This is a genomic window from Streptomyces sp. NPDC033178 (assembly GCF_055577685.1).
The window spans coordinates 189,964-210,190 of record NZ_JBVIPT010000020.1 but is presented as its reverse complement, the minus strand read 5'-3'; the positions used below and the strand labels follow the sequence as shown (position 1 = coordinate 210,190).

Below are 20,227 nucleotides of genomic sequence, written 5' to 3'. Positions count from 1 at the left end.
CCCCACCGGCGGTCTCCACCGACGGCCTCGCCCGGGCCGCGGCACGCCCGTTCCGCCGGACCACGAGTTGCCGGGGCCCGCCCACCGGAAAAGCATGGGTGAGTGAGCGACGAGTACGAGAACGCGACCGGAGACGGGCCCCCGGCAGGAGAGGCCGCGGACCACGGGGCGGCCGGGGACGGCCAGGGCTCCGCCGCCTACCTGCGCTTCCCGCACCTCAGCGGCGACCGCCTGTGCTTCGCGGCCGAGGACGACCTCTGGGTGGCCCCCCTCGACACCCCCGGCCGGGCCTGGCGGCTGACCGTCGACCGTACGAAGGTGAGCCATCCGCGCTTCTCGCCCGACGGCCGCCACCTCGCGTACACGACCTGGCGCAACCTCGTGCCGGAGATCCATCTGGCGCCGGTGGACGGCGGTCCGGCCCGGCGGCTCACCTACTGGGGGAACGCCGACACCCAGGTCTGCGGCTGGTCCCCCGACGGCGACATCCTCGCCGTCGCCTCGCACGGCGAGCCCTTCTCGTACTTCACCTGGGCCTACAGCGTGCCCGTCGACGGCTGCCCCGGCGGCAAGCTCCCGTGGGGCCCGGTCTCCCACATCGCCGTCGAGGACTTCGCGGGCGAGCGCCTGACACTGCTGCTCACCGGCACGCCCCCGCACGAGCCCGCCGCCTGGAAGCGCTACCGCGGCGGTGCCACCGGCCGGCTCTGGCTGCACGGGCGGCGCATCCTCGCAGATCTCGACGGACACCTGGACTCGCCGATGTTCGTCGGCGGCCGCGTCGCCTTCCTCTCCGACCACGAGGGCATCGGCAACCTCTACTCCTGTCTGCACGACGGCTCCGACCTGCGCCGCCACACCGACCACGACACCTTCTACGCCCGGCACGCGTCCAGCGACGGCACCCGGGTCGTCTACCAGTGCGCGGGCGACCTGTGGATCGTCGACGACCTGTCCCCCGGATCGCTCCCCCGCCGCCTGGACGTACGCCTCGGCGGCCCGCGGGCCGGACGCCGTACGTACCAGGTGCCGGCCGCGCAGCACGTCGACGGGATCTCCGTGGACGAGACGGGCCGGGCCGGCGCGGTCGTCGTACGCGGCAGCCTGTACTGGCTCACGCACCGCGACGGGCCGGCGCGCACGATCGCGGACACCCCGGGTGTGCGTGTCCGGCTGCCCGAGATGCTCGGCTCGGGCGGGCAGGTCGCGTACGTGACGGACGCGGAGGGCGAGGACGCCGTCGAGATCGCCTATCTGCCGCGCGCGAGCGGCGAACGCGAGCCGCGCCGGCTGGCCTCCGGCGAGCTGGGCCGCGTACTGGAACTCGTCTCGGACCCGAAGGGCGAGCGCCTCGCGATCGCGTCGAACGACGGGCGGCTGCTGCTGCTCGACGCGACGGAGAAGTCGAACAGAGACGTTACCGAGCTCATCCGGTCCATCAACGGGCCGGTGCGCGATCTGGCCTTCTCCCCGGACGGGGCCTGGCTGACGTGGTCGCACCCGGGCATCGGCCGCACCCTGCGCCAGATCAAGATGGCCCGGATCGAGGGGCCCGGCGCGCGCACGATCGTCGACGTCACCAACGGCCGCTTCGAGGACGAGAACCCGGTCTTCACCCGGGACGGCCGCTTCCTGGCCTTCCTCTCCTGGCGAGGCTTCGACCCGGTGTACGACGTCCACACCGGCGACCTCTCCTTCCCGCTGGGCTGCCGCCCGTACCTCGTCCCCCTGTCCTCGGCGACGCCGTCACCGTTCGCGCTGAACCCCGAGGGCCGCCCGGCCGCGGGCGGCCTGGACCCGGTCGAGGACGAAACCGGCGACGGAACGGTGACGGTGGAGATCGAGGGCCTGGAGAGCCGGGTGACCCCCTTCCCGGTCACGGCCTCCAAGTACTCGGCGCTGTACCCGGTCGCGGGCGGCGGCCTGGTCTGGCTGCGCTGGCCGATCTCGGGAGCGCTCGGCGAGACGTTCGCGAACCCGGACGACACGAGCGGCCGTCCGACCCTGGAGTACTTCAACATCGCCAAGGCGAAGAAGTCCGAACTCGTCGAGCACCTCGACTGGTTCGCGCTGAGCGGCGACGGCAGCAGGCTGGTCGTGGTCGACGAGGGCGACCTGCGAGCGGTCCCCTCCACGGAGTCCGGCGACGGCGACACGACCGTCTGGATCGACCTCCGCCGCATCCTCCACGAGGTGGACCCGGCCGCGGAGTGGCGCCAGGCGTACGCCGAGGCGGGCCGTCTCATCCGCGCCTACTTCTGGGCCCCCGACATGTGCGGCATCGACTGGGACGGGATCCTGGAGCAGTACCGTCCGCTCGTCGAACGGGTCGCCTCCCCCGACGAGTTCGCCGACCTGCTCCGCGAGGTGCTCGGCGAACTGGGCACCTCGCACGCGTACGTCACCGCCGCCCGCCGCAACGAGGGCCCGCCGCACTACCAGCGGGCGCAGGGCCTCCTCGGCGCCAACTTCGTGCGGCGCGGGGAGGGTTGGCTCGTCCGGCGCATCCTCCCCGGCGACTCGTCCGACTCCAAGGCCCGTTCCCCGCTGGCCGGTACGGGCATCCGCGAGGGCGCGGTCCTCACCCACGTGGACGGCCGCCCGGTAGACCCCGTCGCGGGCCCCTTCCCCCTCCTCGCGGGCGCGGGCGGCACGACGGTCGAGCTGACGTTCACCCCGGCGGAGGGCGAGGGCCGCTCGCGCCGGGTCGCGGTGGTTCCCCTGGTCGACGAACGCCCCCTGCGCTACCAGGACTGGGTCGCCAAACGCCGTGCGGTGGTACGGGAGTTGAGCGGCGGGCGCTGCGGCTATCTGCACATCCCGGACATGGGCGGCTCGGGCTGGGCCCAGTTCAACCGCGACCTGCGCATGGAGGTGTCACGGCCCGCGCTCATCGTCGACGTACGCGGCAACGCGGGCGGCCACATCAGCGAGCTGGTCGTGGAGAAACTCACCCGCACGATCCTGGGCTGGGACCTGACCCGGGGCGCCCAGCCGGTGTCGTACGCGTCCAACGCCCCGCGGGGCCCGGTGGTGGCCCTGGCCGACGAAATGACCTCGTCCGACGGCGACATGATCACGGCGGCCTTCAAACTCCTGAAACTGGGCCCGGTGGTGGGCCAGCGCACCTGGGGCGGCGTCGTCGGCATGACCGGCCGCCACCGCCTGGGCGACGGCACCGTCATCACGGTCCCCATGAACGCCGCCTGGTTCGACGCGTACGGCTGGTCCATCGAGAACCAGGGCGTGACCCCCGACCTCGAAATCCTCCGCACCCCCCTGGACTGGGCAGAAGGCCGCCACGCCCAACTGGACGACGCGGTCCGACTCGCCCTGGACCTCCTGTCCCTCCACCCCGCGGCAACCCCACCGACCAACGAACCAACCCCCGACAGAACCCGCCCGAAGCTACCTCCGAGGGCTTCGTGACAGGGGGCGCCGAGCAGGCCGTTCGCCTTCAACACAAAAACGTGGGGTGCCCTCCCGAGGAAGGGCACCCCACGCTCAGACCACTCGATCAGATGTCGTAGTCCTGATCGAACCGCTCCTGCTCCTCGCGCGACGCCCGCTGCGCCTCGTCAGGCGTCTGCCGCCCCGGCTCCTGACGCTCGCGCTGCGCCCGCTCACGCGGCTCGCGCGGCTCACGCGGCTGCTGCCCGCGCTCACGCTCCTCGTCCCGGCCCTGGCCGGCACGCTGACGCGCCTGCTCGTCGAGCTGGTCGGCCTTGTCCTGGAACTGGTCCTTCATGCCCATGAGATTCACTCCCGTAGTGGGTGGGGATTGGGGGCTCAACCAGATTCACACGGACCGACAAAGCGCGCATTTCGATCAGTAACGGTCAGTTACGCAGAGTGCCCCGTGCCTGCTCATCGGCCTCTCCCCCGGCCCCGACCAGCCCCTTCGACACCTGCCCGGCCCGCGGAGCGAACCGCCGCATCTCCCGCTGCCCCACCGACCCGATGATCCCCGGCAGGTACCCGCGTACGCCCTGCATCCCCCGCAGCCACCACTGCCCGTACACATGGCTGGACCGCCGCTCGATCCCGGCCACGATCCGGTCGACGGCCGGCCCGAGCGGATACGTCTTGTTCGCGGGCCACGGCAACCGCTGCCTCAACTCCCGCATGACGTCGTCCTGATCGGCCCCGCGCACCATGTCGGTGTCGGTCCACGACAGATACCCGACCCCCACGCGGACGCCCTTGTACCCGACCTCGGCCCGCAGGCTGTGCGCGTACGCCTCGACGCCCGACTTGGAGGCGCAGTACGCGGTCATCATCGGCGCGGGCGTGATCGCGGCGAGCGAGGCGATCTGCAGCAGATAGCCGCGGCTCTCCATCAGCACGGGCAGGAACGCCCGCGCGGTCATCGCCGACCCGATGAGGTTGACCTCGATGACCCGCCGCCACGCCTGAGGGTCGGAGTCGACGAACGGCCCCCCGTTGGCGACCCCGGCGTTGGCGACGACGATGTCGACCTTCCCGAACCGCTCCTTCACCTCCGCGGCGACCCGCGCCATCGCCTCGTGATCGGTGACGTCGGCGTACCAGTGCCCGCTCTCGCCGTGCAGCCGCTCGGCGACCTGCTTCAGCGCGTCCGGCTCCAGACCGACGAGCGCGACGGTGGCACCACGGGCGGAGAGCTTGCGGGCGAGGAGTTCCCCGACGCCCCGCGCGGCCCCCGTGACAACGGCGACCTGCCCTTCCAGGCTGACCCTGCTCATGCGCCCTCCTTCTGCTGGATCCGTACGTACGTGGAGACGAGTTCCCGTATCCGGGTGATGACCAGCTCGGGCGCCTCGACCGGGGTCATGTGCCCGAGCCCGGGCAGTTCGGTGGAACCGACACAGTTCGGCAGCGCTGCGACGAGGGCGCGCGCGTGCACGACGGGCGTCATCCGGTCGGCCGTGCCGACGACGACCGCGGCCGGCACGCTCAACTCCCGTACGCGATGGTCGAGATCGAGCGTGTCGAGCACGTGCGACCAGGCGTGCCGCACCTTGCGCGGGCACGCGTGCACGATCCGCGCGCACGCCTCGACCATGCCGGGCGCCGAACCGGGCCCCATCGTGGCGTACTTGAGGATCCGCCGGGCGAGCGGTGTGACGGGCCCGAGCGGAGCCCGTGACCCGAGCACCTTCCTGGTCAGCCAGGTCCGCGACCGCCCGGACCGCATCGGCACCACCAGCGACTCGGCGACCAGCCGTGAACTGCCCGTACTGCACAGCAGCACGGCGCCCGCGTGCTCCTGGAACCGGTCCCGCCCGGCCGCGGCCATCAGCGTCATCCCGCCCATGGAGTGCCCGGCCAGAACGGCCTTCTCCCCGGGCGCGAGCGTGGCGGCGAGCACCGCCTCCAGGTCGTCGGCGAGCGCGTCCGCGCTGCAGAGGGGGTTCACCGGACTGCGCCCGTGCCCGCGCTGGTCGTACGCGATCACGCGATGGTCGGCTGCGAGGTCCCTGATCTGCGCCGCCCAGAAGGCGGTCGAGCACGACCACCCGTGCGAGAGCACCACCGCGGGCGCGCCCTCGGGCCCGTGCACCTCGACGTGCAGCCGGGCCCCGTCGGCGGAGACCGCGGTCAGCTCGCGCACGGGCACGGGCGGCGCGTACGGACCGGAGTCCACATGCATCAGCCGGCTCACGCGCCCGCCTCCACCCTCTTCTCCGTACGACGTTTCGGCGCCGCCTCCGGCTCGGGCGGCGGCCGCAGCAGGTCGTACTCCGCCAGGTCCACGCGCCGGGTCGCACCGCGGAACTCCGTGGTCGTGCCGGGCCAGATGGTCGTGTTGACGCCGTTGTCGTCGAGGTACCAGCTGGTGCAGCCGCCGGTGTTCCAGACCGTGCGCTTCATGCGCTCCTGGACGCGGTGGTTCCAGGCGTCGACCGCGCCGGGCCGTGCGTCGAGGGCGGCTCGGCCGCCAAGCACATCCAACTGCCGTACGTAGTCCGCCATGTAGTTCAGCTGGGACTCGATCATCAGGATCATGCTGGAGTTCCCGAGGCCGGTGTTCGGCCCGATGATCGTCATCCAGTTGGGGAACCCGGCCGCCGTCGCGCCCCGCAGGGACTTCATGCCGGACTGCCACGCCTCGGCAAGCGTCTTGCCCTCCGCCCCGACGACCCGCTCGGCGATCGGCATGTCGGTGACGTGGAAGCCCGTGCCGAAGACGATCGCGTCGACCTCGGCCTCGGTCCCGTCGGCGGCCACGACGGTCGACCCGCGGACCTCGCCGAGCCCGCTCGCGACCACGTCCACATTGGGCTGCGCGAGGGCCGGGTAGTACGTGCTGGACAGCAGGATGCGCTTGCAGCCGATGCGGTACGAAGGTGTCAGCTTGGCCCTGAGCTCGGGGTCCTTGATGGCCCGGGCCATGTTCCGCTTGGCCAACCGCTCGACGAGCCCCAGCTCGTTGGGTCGCTTGGTGAACGCCTGGACCTGCAACTCCCGCAGGCCCCATAGGAGTCCGCGCCGGGCCTGCGAGGTGAAGGGCAGCTGCCGGTGCAGCCAGCGCTCGGCGCCGGTGATGGGCCGGTCGACCCGGGGCATCACCCAGGGCGGGGTGCGCTGGAAGAGGGTGAGCTTCGCGACGTCCGGCTGGACGCTCGGCACGATCTGGATGGCCGAGGCCCCCGTACCGACCATCGCGACCCGCTTGCCACGCAGGTCGTAGTCGTGGTCCCAGCGGGCCGAGTGGAAGACCTTGCCGGGAAACGTGTCGAGGCCGGGAACGTCCGGGACCTTGGGATCGGAGAGCGGCCCGGTGGCGGACACGACGACGTCGGCGGTGAGCGTCCCGCTGCTGGTCTCGACGACCCAGCGCAGCCGCTCCGCGTCCCAGGTCATCATCTTGACCTCGGAGTTGAAGCGAAGATGCGACCGGAGCCGGAAGACGTCGGCGACGTGCTCCAGATAGGCACGGATGTGCTCCTGCCCGGAGAAGGTGCGCGGCCAGTCGGGATTGGGCGCGAACGAGAACGAGTACAGGTGCGACGGCACGTCGCAGGCACACCCCGGATAGCTGTTGTCCCGCCAGGTCCCGCCCACGCTGTCGGCCCGCTCCAGGACGACGAAGTCGGTGACGCCCTCGCGGCGCAACCGCACAGCGGCTCCGAGCCCACCGAATCCGGAGCCGATCACCGCCACCCGTACATGCTCGTGCTCGGTCATCCCGACGCCTCCATTGCCGCGTACGACGCTGCCGACTCCGCCAGTGAACACTGGCGCAATGGGAGCGTAGAGCAGCTCCATACCGATGGGTAGGGGTCAGGAGGAAGGAAAGTTACCGACGGTACGGCATAGGCTTCCGGCGTGGCGGACAAGCGGGAGTACCGAATGGAGGAGCTGGCCAGGGAGGCCGGCATCACCGTGCGCACGCTGCGCTTCTACCGCGAGCGCAAGCTGATCCCGCCACCGCGCCGCGAGGGCCGGATCGCCTGGTACGACGAGGACCACCTGGCCCGCCTGCGTACGATCGCCGCCCTCCTGGAACGCGGCCACACCCTCAACGGCATCGCCGAACTCGCCGAGGCCTTCGACCACGGCCGCGACGTCGGCGAACTCCTGGGCCTGGGCGCGCCCACGGAGGAGATCCCGGTCCGCCTCTCGCCGGAGGAACTGGCGGACGTGTTCGGCGAGGAGGCGACGCCGGAGAACCTGTCGGCCGCGCTCGACCTGGGCTACCTCGGCACGGACGGCGGCGAGATCGTCCACGTGAGCCGGCGCCTCCTGGACACATCGGCCGCACTGGTCCGCGAGGGCATCCCGCTCGCAGACGTCCTGGCAGCGGCCCGCCGCGTCCGCGACCACGCCGACGCCCTCGCCGAGTTGTTCACCGACCTCGTCCTTACGCAGGGCGGCCGCACGACGGACGACCTCAAGCGACTGCGCCCTCTGGCGAAGAGTGTGGTGGACGCGGAGGTGTCGATGGCGCTGGACCGGAAGCTGGGGAAGCTGACGGGCGCTGTCGGACCCGAGGAGCAGGCTCCGCCTCGCGCAGCGAAGGCGCGCCGATCCACGCACGAAGCACCTTGAACCGTCTCAACCTCCCACAAACGCCATGAAGTTCACCCTTTCGAGTGACTACAGGGAACATAGGTACGAGGGACGGCCGTGGGGCCATAGGTTCATGACACCCAGTCACCCCGACGGGAACTCCACCTAGAACGAGTAGGGAGAACTCCGAACTTGAGGCGCAAATCACCCATCCTCTGCACCACCGCCGCCTTCCTTGCCTTGGCCGCGACGCCGGCGTCTGCCGCCGACGAGCCCGTCACGGCGGCCGGCGGCCAGCGCACGACGCAGGCTGTGGACCACCAAGTGATGTGGTCCAGCAAGGGGTTGCAGCCCCAGCAGGTGATGTGGTCCGGCCAGCTGGTAAAGCCCCAGCAGGTGATGTGGTGAAACAGGTGACGAACGACTGAGGATCAGCGTGCGGCGACCGGGGTTCCCCTCCTCGTGGGTCGGGTAAGCCGGTCGCCGACCGCCGCGAGGGGCCGCAGGGGATCAAGGCTCCGTCGGCAGTTGCCGTGTTCGGTTCAGGAGCCGGTGGCTCCCCAACTGGCGAGGAGACAGCGCAGTTCCTCTGCTTCTACGGCTGCGCCGAGTCTCTGATAGAGCGCCAGCGCACGCTCGGCGTCCGGTCGGGCCGAGTCGATTCCCCGCGTGTGAAGGCGCGTTCGGGCCAGTCCGGCCAGCGCGTGTGCCGAGCCGAGAGGGAAGCCGAACTTCTCCGCGATCTCCAGTGCGCTCCCGTATGTCTCCAGTGCGATGCCCAACTGGCCCACCGTGCGCTGTGTGTCGGCGATACCGACAAGGGCGCGCTGACGCTCGTACTGATTGTCGATCCGCCGGGAGACCCTCTCCGCCGTGCTGAAGTGACGCAGTGCCTCGTCCGTCCGCCCGGACTCGGCACAGGCCGCGCCAAGACTGTTCAACGCGTTCACTTCGCCGACGGCGTCTTCACTGGCCCGGTGGCTGGCGAGGGCGCGTCGGAAGCAGACCAGGGCCAGTTCCGGCCTGCCGGTGACGCGATGGACGGTGCCGAGGTTGGTATCGAGTATGGCCAGCGCCTGGCGCCCGCCGAAGCGTCGTGCCAGGGCCAGGGACTGCTCGTAGTGACTGCGTGCCGCTTCGTACAGTCCCTCGGCGAAGTAGATCTCGCCCATGTTGTTCAGGGCCTTCACCTGACCGTGCGCGTCCTGAAGATCCCGGTGGATCTCCAGCATGGCCCTGAAGCGTTGCATCGCTCTGGCGTACTCGGCTCCGAAGATCAGGGCGGCTCCCTGCACGTTGAGGCTCTCGGCCACGCCGTAGCGGTCACCGACCTGTTGGTAGAGCGCGAGAGCGCGGTCCAGTTCGTGCAAGGACATCTCGCCCCGCCCCGCCGCGAGATGGGCTCGGCCGATCTCGAAGAGAGCGTCGGCACGACCGTGCACATCGTCCAGTTCCTCGAAGAGGGACAGTGCCTCGGACGCGCAGTGGAGCGCCTCGCCGTGGTTCTCCTGGGCCAGTACACCTGCTCGCTCCACCAGGGTCTGGGCCAGCGCCTGGTGGTCGTCCCCGGCGCGGAGGGCAGCCAGGGCGGCGCCGTGGAGTTCGGCCGTGAGATCCCGGGCACCCCACAACTTGAGCGCATAGGCCAGTACATGGGGAAAGAGCGCGGCGAAGTCCGGAAGGCCGGCAGCGGCCGTACGGGCCACTGCCAGCAGGTTCGCACGCTCCAACGTGAGCCAGGCCGATGCCGCGTCGACCGCTTCGGACTCGGCCTCGGGTTCGGGTTCGGGTTCGGCACTGGTGAAGTCCGGTGCGCAGGGAGACAGGCGCTCCTGGCCGATGGGCCGTCTCCGGCGACGCGGATACGCGAGCCGGTCGGCACGGTCGGCGGCCGTGAGGTAGTAGGACATCAGGCGGCGGAGCGCTCCGTCCCGCGCCGTGGGCGGGTCCTCGGCGCGGCATAATCGCCCGCCGAACGCGCGCGCCAGGTCGTGCAGTTGATAGCGGTCGCGCACCGGCTCGTTGAGCAGGTGCCGGTCGAGGAGGTCGTCCGCTGCGCGGCGGACCTCATCGGTGGCGGTGCCCCCGCACAGCGCGGTCGCCGCCTCCAGCGTGATGTCGGGGCCCGGGTGCAGCGCCAAGTGACGGAAGAGCAGTCGTGCGGAGGCGTCGAGATCCGTGTAGGAGAGCTGAAAGGCCGCGGCGACCCGTTGGTCGAACTCGTCCAGCCGGTCACCGGCGCGCGCCAGCCGGTCGGCCACGTACTCCAGGTCCCAGGTGTCCCGGTGCCGGAACCGGCTCGCGAGCAACTGGACCGTAAGCGGATGGCAGCTGCACAACTCCACGACGCGGCGCAGTGCGGAGGTGTCGGAGACCCTCGCCGCGCCCGCGATCCGGGCGAAGAGCGAGGCCGCCTCGGACACCGGCAGCACGTCCAGCGGGAGGGACATGGCGCCGTCGAGGCCGGCGAGCCGATTGCGACTGGCCACGATCACGTGGCACTCCGGCGAGCCGGGCAGCAGCGGCCGTACCTGCTCGGCGTCGCGCGCGTTGTCGAGCACCACGAGGACGCGATGGCAGGCGGTCCACTCCCGCCAGCGCGCGGTCCGTTCGTCGAGCGTCTCGGGAAGCGGATCGGGCACGCCGACGGTGTGCAGCAGGAAGGCCAGGGCGTCGGCCGGTTCGTACGGCGGCTGGTCGCTGTAACCGCGCAGGTCGACGTAGAACTGTCCCGCGGGGTAGCGGGATCTCATCCGGTGCGCGGCATGGATGATCAGCGCCGACTTGCCGACGCCGGGCATGCCGTGCACGACCGTGAGGGGAAGGGCTGTCCCGCCTCCGCCCGGGGCCGGAACGGTCGCGGCGAGCATGGCCTCCAGCTCGCTCCCTCGGCCGGTGAAGTCCCTGGTGTCACGAGGCAGGCTGCTCCCCACGGGCCCGTTGTCCGCGGCGGCCGCCGGCTGTCGCGGGTCACGCACCTCGCCGCCCGCCCCCTGGCTTCGTACGGAGGAGGCCTCGCCGGAGCCGGCAGGGACCGGCTCGGGCACCTCGCCGGAGCCGGTACGGACCGACAAGGTGCCCGGCGCCGGATCCCGCGGGGCCGGATCCCGCGGCGCCGGATCCCGCAGGCCGGGGTCCTGCCTGAGGACGCGGTGGTGCAGTTCCTGCAGGTCGACCCCTGGATCGATGCCCAGTTCGTCGGCCAGACGGCCACGAGTGTCCCGGTAGAGGGCCAGCGCCTCGCCGTCGCGCCCCGAGCGGTAGAGGGCCAGCATCAGGGCGGCGACGGCCTGTTGGGCGAGCGGGTCGAGGGAGACCAGTTCGTGGAGTTCGCCGACGAGGTCGGCGTGGCGGCCCAACTCCAGCTCCAGGCGGATGCGTTCCTCCCGTACCCGCCGGTGGTCCTCGGTCAGCCGGGCCCGTGCGGAGCCGGCCCAGGCGCCGGTGAACTCCGCGAACGGCTCCCCGCGCCAGAGCGCCTGAGCGGCGTGCAGCAGGCCCACGGCGTACTCCGTGTCGCCCCGCCCGGCCGCCGCACGGGCCTGCGCGCGCAGCAGTTCGAGGCGTACGAAGTCCACGTCGTCCTCGCGCTCGACGCGCAGCCGGTAGCGGCGCGGCGCCGCCCGCTCGACCAGCGCGTCGTCGCCGACGGCGCGGTGGAGTCTGGTGCGCAGCCGCGAGAGATAGGTGCGCAGCGCCTCCACGGGAGCCGCGGGCAGATCGTCGTCGTCCCAGACCCGCTCGACGAGCGTGTCTACGGAGACCGGGGCTCCCCGGGAGTGGAGCAGGATCGCGAGGACGTGTCGCTCCTTCAGGGAGCCGAGCGCGTACTGACGTCCCTGGTGCCACAGTTCGAGAGGCCCCAGCGCAAGGAGGTCCACCATCTCCCCCAGATGGTTCAGCCGCTTCCTCCCACTCACTGTCAGGGCACTGCCGGAACGGCCGGAGGGAGCGGAACGGGGCGCACAGGCGCGTGAGGGGCGCATGCAAAGGCCGCGCACTCCCCTCGGGTGATCCGCCGGCTGCCCCGTGCGGGGACTGCAAGGTTTCTGCAAGCCCGGCGTCCAGCCACCGGGGCAGACACGGACGGTGGGGCCGCACTGCCGCGAGCGGGTGGCCCCTTTCAACTCACTGAGCCAACTCGCTTCAACTCACTGAGCCAACAAGGGAGTTGGCGTGACGGGGGAGTTCGTATGAGTATGACGATGCCGGATGCCGACCGGCGTCTGGCGGTGCCCTTGCGTCTGGACGTCGAGCGCTGGGCCACCTTCCGGATACGCAAGAGGGTGCTCGCCGTGGTGCACACGGTGACCTCCGCGCGGCGACTGCTGGAAGCGGTCCGGCTGCTGGAGGGCGACCCGAGGGTGCAAGTGGTCTTCACGACGGCCGCGGATGTCTTCAACCATGGCGTGGACGCGTTCCTGGAGGACACACGGGCGCTGGTCGTGCCCTGGAGCCAGGCCGTGCACACCCGGTTCGACCTCGCGCTGGCCGCGAGCTACGGCGGTCTGCACGAACTGCACGTCCCGGTGATCGTGCTCCCGCACGGCGCCTCGTACAACAAACGGGTCTCCGCGCCCGGCGACCACCGTGGGCGGGCCGTGGCGGAGCGCGAGGTGTACGGACTGGGCCGGCAGTGGCTGGTCAGGGACGGTGTGGTCGTCCCGTCGGCCATCGTGCTGGCACACGAGGACGACCGGGCACGCCTCGGCCGCGAGTGCCCCGAGGCGCTGCCCGTGGCGGAGGTCGTCGGCGACCCCTGCTACGACCGCGTGGCGGCGAGCCTGCCCTCGCGGGCCCTGTACCGGGAGGCCCTGCGGACCGGGCCTCGTCAGGAACTGGTGCTCGTCTGCTCCACCTGGGGACCCGACTCGCTGCTGGGGCAGCAGTGGGACCTGCTGGAGCGGCTGGCCGCCGAACTTCCCCGGGAGGAGTTCCGCATCGTGGTCATGCTGCACTCCAACGTCTGGAACGCACACAGCGAATGGCACATCCGCAGCGCCTTCGCCCGGCTGAACCGGTCCGGCGTCGGGCTGGTCGGCCAGCACTCCGAGTGGTGCGGGGCGGTCGTCGCCGCCGACTACATCGTGAGCGACCACGGTTCCGTGTCGCTGTACGGCGCGATGACCGGGGCGCGCATCCTGACGGCCGGTTCCCCGGACACGGAACTGGACCCCTCCTCGCCGATGGCCGAACTGCGGTCCCTGGCGCCCCGGATCCGTACGGACCGTCCGCTGCGCAGGCAACTGCGGCAGAGCTCCGCCGCGTACCGCTCGGAGCTGTACACGCGGATCGCGGGCCGGCTCAGCTCGGAGCCGGGCCGGTTCGCCCGCCGGATGCGCGCGCTGCTGTACCGCCGGCTCCGTCTGCGCCCACCGGCCGCGACGCCCACCGCGGAACGGGCCCGGCTGCCGGTCGTCGTGCGCTGCGACGACCCGGGGGCACAGGCACATGAGTGACTTCCCCGCTCCCTTCGTCGCTTCCTGTGCGGCTTCCTTCGTCGCTTCCTGTGTCGCGTCGTTCGACGAGCGGCTGCGGGCGCCCTCGCTCCACGACGTCGAGGTCACGCTGGCGCTGCCGGGGCACGACCGCCCGTTCGTGGACCGGCATCTGCGGGTCGCGCTCCCGGCCACCCCGAGTCCCTGGCCATCGCTGGCGGACGTGCTGCTTGCACCGGGCGCACCGGGTGCGGGAGGCATGGGAGACACGGGAGACACGGCGGCCAACGCGCTGGCCGCCGACCATCCGGGCGCCGCGGTGGTCGCGGTGCACCACGGGACTGGTCTGTGCCGGCTGCGGCTCGGCCCGTACGGCTCCGGGACCACCCCCGCACCGCTCGCGCTGACGCTCACCGCACGCCATGCCGCCCTGCATCCCTGGCCCGTCTGGGCCTCGCTCGCGCACGCCTGGCTGGTCGCCCACGCGGGAACTCCTCGGTTCTCGGGAGCTCCTCAGCCGTGGGCTCCTGGATCGGCGGTCCCGCCCTCGTCGAGCCTCCGCAGCCGCTCCCGTACGACGTCGGCCGGTCCACGCCGGTTCACGCCGACGTAGAGATCGAGCGCCTCCCGGTAGTGCCCCTGGGCGAGTTCGCGCTGTCCGCGCAGTTCGGCGACCTCGCCCAGGGCATCCAGGGCCCGGGCCGTCTCGTAGTGGGCCGCGACCTCGCGCAGCACGGCCAGCGCGCCGGAGAGCCAGCGTTCCGCCTCGTCGGGCCGGCCGTCGCCGAGACAGATCCTGCCCAGCAGGGTGGCCGCACGGGCGGCGTTGTAGGAGTCGTCGGCCGCCAGCAATGTCGTACGTGCCTCGGCAGCGCCCTCGGCAGCGCGTGGAAGCCGACCTCGGGCGAACTCGGCATCGGCCGCGTTGAGCCGGGCCAGCCCGCCGGCCCGGAGGTCCCCGCAGCGGGGAAGCTCCACGGCGGCCCACTCGAACAGCTCGGCCGCCTCGTCCAGTCGGCCCGCGCGCTGATGGGCCAGCCCGCGGTAGTTCGACGTACGCGCGTAACCCAGCTCGTCCCCTGCGGCCGCGAAGAGCCGGGCCGCCTCCTCGAACATCTCCAGGGCGCGGGCGGTGTCTCCCCTGCCCAGTTCGCCCTGTCCGCCGGAGGTGAGCATCCGGCACTCGGCCGGTCCGTCCCCCAACTCCCTTGCCGCGGCGAGCCCTTCGGCATGCGAGGTGTGCCAGGCGTCGTAGTGCTTGCGCCGCAGGAAGAAGGGGCCCAGGGCGTCGGCGAGCTGCCAGCTGATGTCCCGCTCACGCGTCGCCCCGGCCCGCCGTATCACCGCCATCAGGTTGGGCAGCTCCCGCTCCAGCCAGTCCAGCGCCGCCCTGGTGCCGTCGCCGAAGTCCTCGGTGATCACCGGGCCGGGCCCGTAGGAACGTTCCCGTAAGGGGTGTCGAGGATCGATGGCCCGCTCGGCCCGCGTCGCGGTGGCCAGATAGTGGTCGGCGATACGCCGGAACACCGCCGCCCGCTCCGCCGCGGACTCGTCCTCCGCGGCCTTCCCCATGGCGTGCAGCCGTACGAGATCGTGGAAGCGGTAGCGGTCCTCGCCGATGTCGATGAGCAGGTTGGCGTCGTGGAGGACGTCGAGGAGTTCAGCGGGACCGGGATCCTCGTCGGAGCCGGAACCCTCGCAGGCGCCGGAACCCTCGCAGGAGCCGGAGTCTCCGCGGGCGGCAAACCCCCCTGCGACACCGGCGCCCCCACCGACATGCCCACCTCCAGCCCCCAGCACCGCCCCCGCGACCCCTCCCCCGAACTCCATCCCCGGATGCACGCCGAGCAGCCGGTAGAGCCGGGCGGCCTCCCCGGGCAGCCCCTGGTAGGAGAGATCGAGGGCGGCGCGTACACCGTGGTCGCCGTCGATGGCCAGCGCGTCCAGCCGCCCCCGTTCCGCGGTCAGGGCCCGGACCATCGTGGTGATCCGGCGCTGCGGCCGCGCCGCGAGCCGCGCCCCGGCGACCCGCACGGCCAGCGGCAGCCCGGCGCAGAGCCCGACGAGGGCGCGGGCGTCGTCCGGCTGGGTGGCCACGCGGTCGTCGGAGAGGGTGGCCGCGAGCAGTTCGACCGCCGCTTCGGGGGCGAGCGGTTCCAGATGCACCTGGTAGCCGCCTTCGAGGGCCAGCCCGGACATCCGCCGACGGCTGGTCACCAGCGTGACGCTGGACCCGCCCGGCAGCAGCGGCCGTACCTGCGCCGCCGTCGCCGCGTCGTCGAGCAGCACCACGATCCGACGGTCGACGGTGAGCGAGCGGTACAACGCGGCCCGGTCGGCGACGCCGTCCGGCACCTGCTGCGGCGGCACACCGAGCCCACGCAGGAAACTGCCCAGCACGTGAGCCGGTTCGACGGGGCCGGTCGGTGCCTGCGCGCAGAGGTCCGCGTACAGCTGGCCTCCCGGGAAGTCCGGGCGCAGCCCGTGCAGCCAGGCCAGGGCCAGCGCGGTCTTGCCGACTCCGCCGAGGCCGCTCACGGTGGCGAGGGCAGGGTGGTCCCGCTGTGCGGCGAGAGCCCGGTGGTGTTCGAGCCGCTCCACCTCCGCGGTGCGGTCGGTGAGGCGAACGGCCGGCGGAAGCTGCCACGGCAACTGCTGCTCCGCCGTCTCACCGGTGCGGATGTGGACGTCGCCGTGCACGACGGCGGCCTGGACGCTGGGACCGTGAACGACGCCGCTCAGTTCGTTGTGGCCGCCCCACTCCTGCCCCCGCACGCGTCCCCCTATGACCGACCGGTAAGTACCGTCCTATGGGGAGGAGCCTTTCCGCGCACGCACGTCCGCACACACGCTCGAAAACGGCGTCCGGTGCACCCCGCGTCCGGAGCCCGTGATTCCACCGCTCGAAGCCGTCTCACGGAGCAGTCTCGTCGTGCCGTTTCCCGCAGCGGCCGCGCGGAGTCACGCGGGGAGCGAGGACTACTCGTACACAACAGTCACCGGCGCATGGTCGGACCACCGCTCGCCGTGCGTGGCCGCCCGCTCCACGAGCCCCTTGACGGCCCGGGCCGCGAGACCGGGCGTGGCGACCTGGTAGTCGATCCTCCAGCCGGTGTCGTTGTCGAAGGCCCGCCCCCGGTACGACCACCACGAGTACGGCCCCTCCACGTCCGGATGCAGCGCGCGTACGACGTCCACGTACCCGCCGTCCGTCTCGTCGAGGACGCGGCCGAGCCACTCCCGCTCCTCGGGCAGGAAGCCGGAGTTCTTCTGGTTGCCGCGCCAGTTCTTGAGGTCCGCCTGCTGGTGGGCGATGTTCCAGTCGCCGCAGACGACGACCTCGCGCCCGTCGGCGGCCGCGCGCTTGCGCAGGTCCTTGAGGTGGACGAGGAACTCGTCCATGAACCGGACCTTCTCGTCCTGCCGCTCGGTGCCGACCTCGCCGGAGGGCAGATACAGGCTGGCGACGGTGACGCCGGGCAGGTCGGCCTCGACGTACCGTCCGCTGCCGTCGAACTCGGCGGACCCGAAGCCGACCTGGACGCGGTCGGGTTCGCGGCGCGTGTAGAGGGAGACGCCGGCCCGCCCCTTCGCGGCGGCGGGCGCGTGCACGACATGCCACCCCTCGGGCTGCAGTACGCCTTCCGGGAGTTGCTGGGGCTCGGCCCGTACCTCCTGGAGGCACAGCACGTCGGCGGACGTCTCCGCCAGCCACTCCACGAAGCCCTTCTTGGCGGCGGCCCGGAGCCCGTTCACATTCACAGTGGTCACAGTCAGCACCCGGGCACGATACCGGCACACTGGTACGTGCACAGCGCCCGCCCGAGCCCTTCGCATGGACGGGCGGACGCACCACACACGACCATCCCATCCATCGCATAGAAGTACGATGACCAGCATGAATATACGCCGGGTCGCCTTCGACCACCCCGACGCCGTCAAGCTCAACGACCAGGTGCAGGCCGAGTACGCCGTGCGCTACGGGGACGAGGGCGACGTCACCCCGCTCGACGCGTCGATGTTCGCGCCGCCGGTCGGCCTGTACCTGATGGCGTACGACGTCCAGGGGCACCCAGTGGCCACGGGCGGCTGGCGTACCCAGGACGAGAACGACGAGGGCTACTCGGACGGCGACGCCGAGCTGAAGCGGATGTACGTGGTCGAGGAGGCCCGGGGCAACGGGCTCGCCCGCCGCATCCTGGCCGCCCTGGAGGACGACGCCCGCGCGGCGGGCCGCATCCGCATGGTCCTGGAGACCGGCAACAAGCAGCCCGAGGCCATCGCCCTCTACGCCTCCAGCGGCTACGAGCCGTGCGTCAAGTTCGGCCACTACCGCTTCCACGAGGACAGCCGCTGCTTCGCGAAGCTTCTGTGAGGACACCGGCCCGGCGCGCGCGGGGCCACTAGCCTGTCATGATCATCGGCCCGGTCCACCACGGACACCGGACGGCACCGGACCGCCGGACCCGCACCACGGGCATCGGACGGCACCGGACCGCCGGACCCGCACCACCGACCACCGGCACCACCGGCACTTCACAACGCTTCACGACAGGGGACCCATGACTTCGCGCCGCCGCACGCCCGGACTTCTGCGAGCCGCCGTGCCCGTCGCCACCCTGGCACTCACCCTCACCGCGTGCTCCGACGGCGGAAGCGAGGCGTCCGGCGCGGACGACAAGGGCGGCTCCTCCGCCACGGCGGGCGTCATCTCCCTCAAGTCGGCGCAGGCCGTCCTGCTCAACTACGCCAAGGTCAACAACGCGGCCAACGCGGCCCGGCTTCACCGCGGCCGAGACTGCGTACGGTCTGGAGACCACCGACGGCGGCGCCCTTGCCCTCTACGACTTCGGCATCGACTACCGGAACTGGCCGAAGGCCGAGGGACCCCGCTGTGCCACCCAGCTGAACATCGACGACCTGCCCACGGTCACGGACATCTACCTGGACGGCAGGACCAGCACGAGCGGCCTCACCCGCACGAACTCCCTGATCACCATGGCTGTTGTCCCGGCGTCCGGCACGGACATCCGCGTCACGGGCCACCACCTGCAGATGGTCGACGCGAAGTAGCGAACCGGGCCGAGCGGCGAACACGTCAGAGCCCCAGTCGGTGATACCGACTGGGGCTCTGATCTGTGCGTGGACCTGTGGGGATTTGAACCCCAGACCCCCTCGATGCGAACGAGGTGCGCTACCAGACTGCGCCACAGGCCCTTGCAACGAGTGAAACTCTAGCATCCCCGTCAGGGTGCTTGGAAATCCGTTCCCGGGCCCTCACCCGCTGGTCAGGAGCGGGCCCGCGACGGGAGTTCTGAGGCACCGTCACTCGTTGGCCGCGCGCGGCCGGTCGCCGTCCTCGTACTGGTCGAAGAGGGGCGTGCGGCCCCGTTCGCGGGCGCGCCGGGCCGAGGCCGCGCGCCGGGCGTCCGCGGCGCTGTCCGAGGTGTCGTCCGTGTCGTCCGCGTCGGACTCACCGAACTCGCCGAACTCCTCCCCCGCCTCGGCCGTCGAACTGTCGGCGTTCGGTTCGACCGTGCTGGACCGGGCCGAGCTCCAGGCGTCGGGCCCGCCCAGGTCGACGTCGGACGTGGCGCGCGGGGCGACCGGGGCGGTCACGTACGTCGGCAGCGGCACCGGGACGGGGTCCCAGCTGTCGCCGCCCGCGGGGCCGCTGCGGCGCTCGCGCTGCTGGTCGACCCACTCGGCGTGGTCGGTCTGCTCGACGAGGGCACGGCGGTCGGCGGCGAGCGCGGACAGACCGGGATCGGTGTCGGCCTCGGGTCCGTCCTCCGGCTCGTCCGCGGCACCCGGGTCGGTGGGCGGCCGCCGCCTGGGCTGCCGCTCCCGCAGCCGCTGCGCCGCGACCTCGGCCCGCCTGCGGTCCATCACGTAGGTGAAGCGCCGCCGCTCCTGGGAGCGCAGATAGGCGATGTAGACGCTCAGCATCACCGCGGGCACGCCGGGCGCCCACAGGAACGCGAGTCCGCCGACCGCCGCGACGACCGCGCCGAGCGTGAAGGCCATGAAGAGCATCATCGTCGTACGCCGTCGGCGCGCGAGTACCTTCGAGCGCCGGGCGCGCGCTGCGGCCTCCGCGGCCGCGGCCCGCCTCGCGGGGGACGACGCGGAGGAGACGGAAGGCGCGGACGCTCCGTTCGACGACGGCTTGGCGCCCTGCCGGGGCACCGGCCGACCGTCCGCCGTACGGCCGGATTTCGCCGCGGGGTGGGCGGCGCCGGCCGGGGAGCCGGGCTTCGGCACCGTCGCGGACACCTGTCTCGACGCCTGCCGCGCCGCCTGTTCCGATGCCTGTTTCGACGCCTGCTTGGGCGCCTGCTTCGAAGCGGGCTGCGCCTGCGCCTGCCCCTCGGACCGCGCTCCGTCCCGAACGTCCCGTCCGTCACGCACGTCTCGTGCATCCCGTACGTCTCGTGCATCCCGTACGTCGTCGACGTCGGCCCGTGCCTCGCGACGCGTCGGAGGCATGGCGAAGGCCCGGACGTCCACCGAGTCGGTGACGCCGTCCGGGTCGGCGTGGTGCTCCCCCTCTTCGGCGGAGCGCGCCCGCAGGTCCTTGGCGTACCGGCGCTCCATGCCCGCCCGGCCGGACAGAAGCCGGATGGCGGTGCTGAAGCGTTCCGTCGGACGGGCCTCATTCAGCTCGTCCTGCCTACGGAGCCACATAGGCACCAAGTAGGCGGCCCAGGCCCCGACAATGACTGCGTAGATGAGGCCGCTGCTGCTCACGCCTCACACGGTAGAGGGGTTTGCGTGAGGCCATCTGCCAATTG

15 protein-coding genes and 1 tRNA gene are annotated in these 20,227 nt (G+C 71.9%); 7 read left to right on the top strand and 9 right to left on the bottom strand.

Annotated features, from left to right (window positions below):
• Window positions 1-201: 201 nt before the first annotated feature.
• A complete protein-coding gene (locus ACZ5VQ_RS39430) occupies window positions 202-3,429 on the top strand; it encodes a S41 family peptidase (RefSeq protein ID WP_469109240.1) in 3,228 nt (1,075 codons plus the stop codon).
• A gap of 88 nt (window positions 3,430-3,517) precedes the next feature.
• On the opposite strand, the gene ACZ5VQ_RS39425 is transcribed toward ACZ5VQ_RS39430, so the two are convergent.
• From ACZ5VQ_RS39425 to ACZ5VQ_RS39410, 4 genes are all read right to left on the bottom strand, one after another.
• Window positions 3,518-3,754 carry a hypothetical protein gene (locus ACZ5VQ_RS39425; protein ID WP_362083157.1) on the bottom strand — a complete coding sequence of 79 codons (237 nt, stop codon included), beginning with the start codon at window positions 3,752-3,754 and terminating at the stop codon, window positions 3,518-3,520.
• 85 nt (window positions 3,755-3,839) lie between these two features.
• Complete coding sequence (locus ACZ5VQ_RS39420; protein WP_469109209.1) at window positions 3,840-4,724, bottom strand: SDR family oxidoreductase; 885 nt, start codon at window positions 4,722-4,724, stop codon at window positions 3,840-3,842.
• Window positions 4,721-5,644, bottom strand: coding sequence for an alpha/beta fold hydrolase (locus ACZ5VQ_RS39415; protein ID WP_469109208.1), 924 nt, complete (start codon window positions 5,642-5,644; stop codon window positions 4,721-4,723). The genes ACZ5VQ_RS39420 and ACZ5VQ_RS39415 overlap by 4 nt, the downstream gene beginning before the upstream one ends.
• The gene (locus tag ACZ5VQ_RS39410; RefSeq protein WP_469109207.1) at window positions 5,641-7,170 is read right to left on the bottom strand and encodes a flavin-containing monooxygenase; all 1,530 of its coding nucleotides are present in this window, start codon (window positions 7,168-7,170) and stop codon (window positions 5,641-5,643) included. Before ACZ5VQ_RS39410 ends, ACZ5VQ_RS39415 begins: the two co-directional genes overlap by 4 nt.
• A 165-nt stretch (window positions 7,171-7,335) precedes the next feature.
• Between ACZ5VQ_RS39410 and ACZ5VQ_RS39405 the strand changes: the two genes are divergently transcribed.
• The gene (locus ACZ5VQ_RS39405; RefSeq protein WP_469109239.1) at window positions 7,336-8,034 is read left to right on the top strand and encodes a MerR family transcriptional regulator; all 699 of its coding nucleotides are present in this window, start codon (window positions 7,336-7,338) and stop codon (window positions 8,032-8,034) included.
• Between the two features lie 153 nt (window positions 8,035-8,187).
• Window positions 8,188-8,403, top strand: coding sequence for a hypothetical protein (locus ACZ5VQ_RS39400; protein WP_469109206.1), 216 nt, complete (start codon window positions 8,188-8,190; stop codon window positions 8,401-8,403).
• A 134-nt stretch (window positions 8,404-8,537) separates the two neighbouring features.
• Here ACZ5VQ_RS39400 and ACZ5VQ_RS39395 read toward each other — a convergent pair whose 3' ends face one another.
• Complete coding sequence (locus tag ACZ5VQ_RS39395; RefSeq protein WP_469109205.1) at window positions 8,538-11,879, bottom strand: AfsR/SARP family transcriptional regulator; 3,342 nt, start codon at window positions 11,877-11,879, stop codon at window positions 8,538-8,540.
• A 309-nt stretch (window positions 11,880-12,188) separates the two neighbouring features.
• On the opposite strand from ACZ5VQ_RS39395, the gene ACZ5VQ_RS39390 reads away from it, so the two are divergent.
• On the top strand, window positions 12,189-13,454 hold the full coding sequence (locus ACZ5VQ_RS39390) for a hypothetical protein (protein ID WP_469109204.1): 1,266 nt from the start codon (window positions 12,189-12,191) through the stop codon (window positions 13,452-13,454).
• The gene (locus tag ACZ5VQ_RS39385; protein ID WP_469109203.1) at window positions 13,447-14,046 is read left to right on the top strand and encodes a hypothetical protein; all 600 of its coding nucleotides are present in this window, start codon (window positions 13,447-13,449) and stop codon (window positions 14,044-14,046) included. Before ACZ5VQ_RS39390 ends, ACZ5VQ_RS39385 begins: the two co-directional genes overlap by 8 nt.
• Here ACZ5VQ_RS39385 and ACZ5VQ_RS39380 read toward each other — a convergent pair.
• Together ACZ5VQ_RS39380 and ACZ5VQ_RS39375 are read right to left on the bottom strand one after the other, a co-directional pair.
• The gene (locus tag ACZ5VQ_RS39380) at window positions 13,947-16,208 is read right to left on the bottom strand and encodes an ATP-binding protein (RefSeq protein WP_469109202.1); all 2,262 of its coding nucleotides are present in this window, start codon (window positions 16,206-16,208) and stop codon (window positions 13,947-13,949) included. The two genes, ACZ5VQ_RS39385 and ACZ5VQ_RS39380, sit on opposite strands and share 100 nt — an antisense overlap.
• 204 nt (window positions 16,209-16,412) lie before the next feature.
• Window positions 16,413-17,213, bottom strand: coding sequence for an exodeoxyribonuclease III (locus tag ACZ5VQ_RS39375; protein WP_469109201.1), 801 nt, complete (start codon window positions 17,211-17,213; stop codon window positions 16,413-16,415).
• 118 nt (window positions 17,214-17,331) lie between these two features.
• Between ACZ5VQ_RS39375 and ACZ5VQ_RS39370 the strand changes: the two genes are divergently transcribed.
• Window positions 17,332-17,808 carry a GNAT family N-acetyltransferase gene (locus tag ACZ5VQ_RS39370; RefSeq protein ID WP_469109200.1) on the top strand — a complete coding sequence of 159 codons (477 nt, stop codon included), beginning with the start codon at window positions 17,332-17,334 and terminating at the stop codon, window positions 17,806-17,808.
• A gap of 434 nt (window positions 17,809-18,242) precedes the next feature.
• The gene (locus ACZ5VQ_RS39365; RefSeq protein WP_469109238.1) at window positions 18,243-18,506 is read left to right on the top strand and encodes a hypothetical protein; all 264 of its coding nucleotides are present in this window, start codon (window positions 18,243-18,245) and stop codon (window positions 18,504-18,506) included.
• A gap of 70 nt (window positions 18,507-18,576) precedes the next feature.
• Here the strand turns inward: ACZ5VQ_RS39365 and ACZ5VQ_RS39360 are convergent.
• Window positions 18,577-18,650: transfer RNA gene (locus ACZ5VQ_RS39360), tRNA-Ala, on the bottom strand.
• Between the two features lie 108 nt (window positions 18,651-18,758).
• Window positions 18,759-20,183 carry a divisome protein SepX/GlpR gene (sepX, locus tag ACZ5VQ_RS39355; protein ID WP_469109199.1) on the bottom strand — a complete coding sequence of 475 codons (1,425 nt, stop codon included), beginning with the start codon at window positions 20,181-20,183 and terminating at the stop codon, window positions 18,759-18,761.
• Window positions 20,184-20,227: the final 44 nt, after the last annotated feature.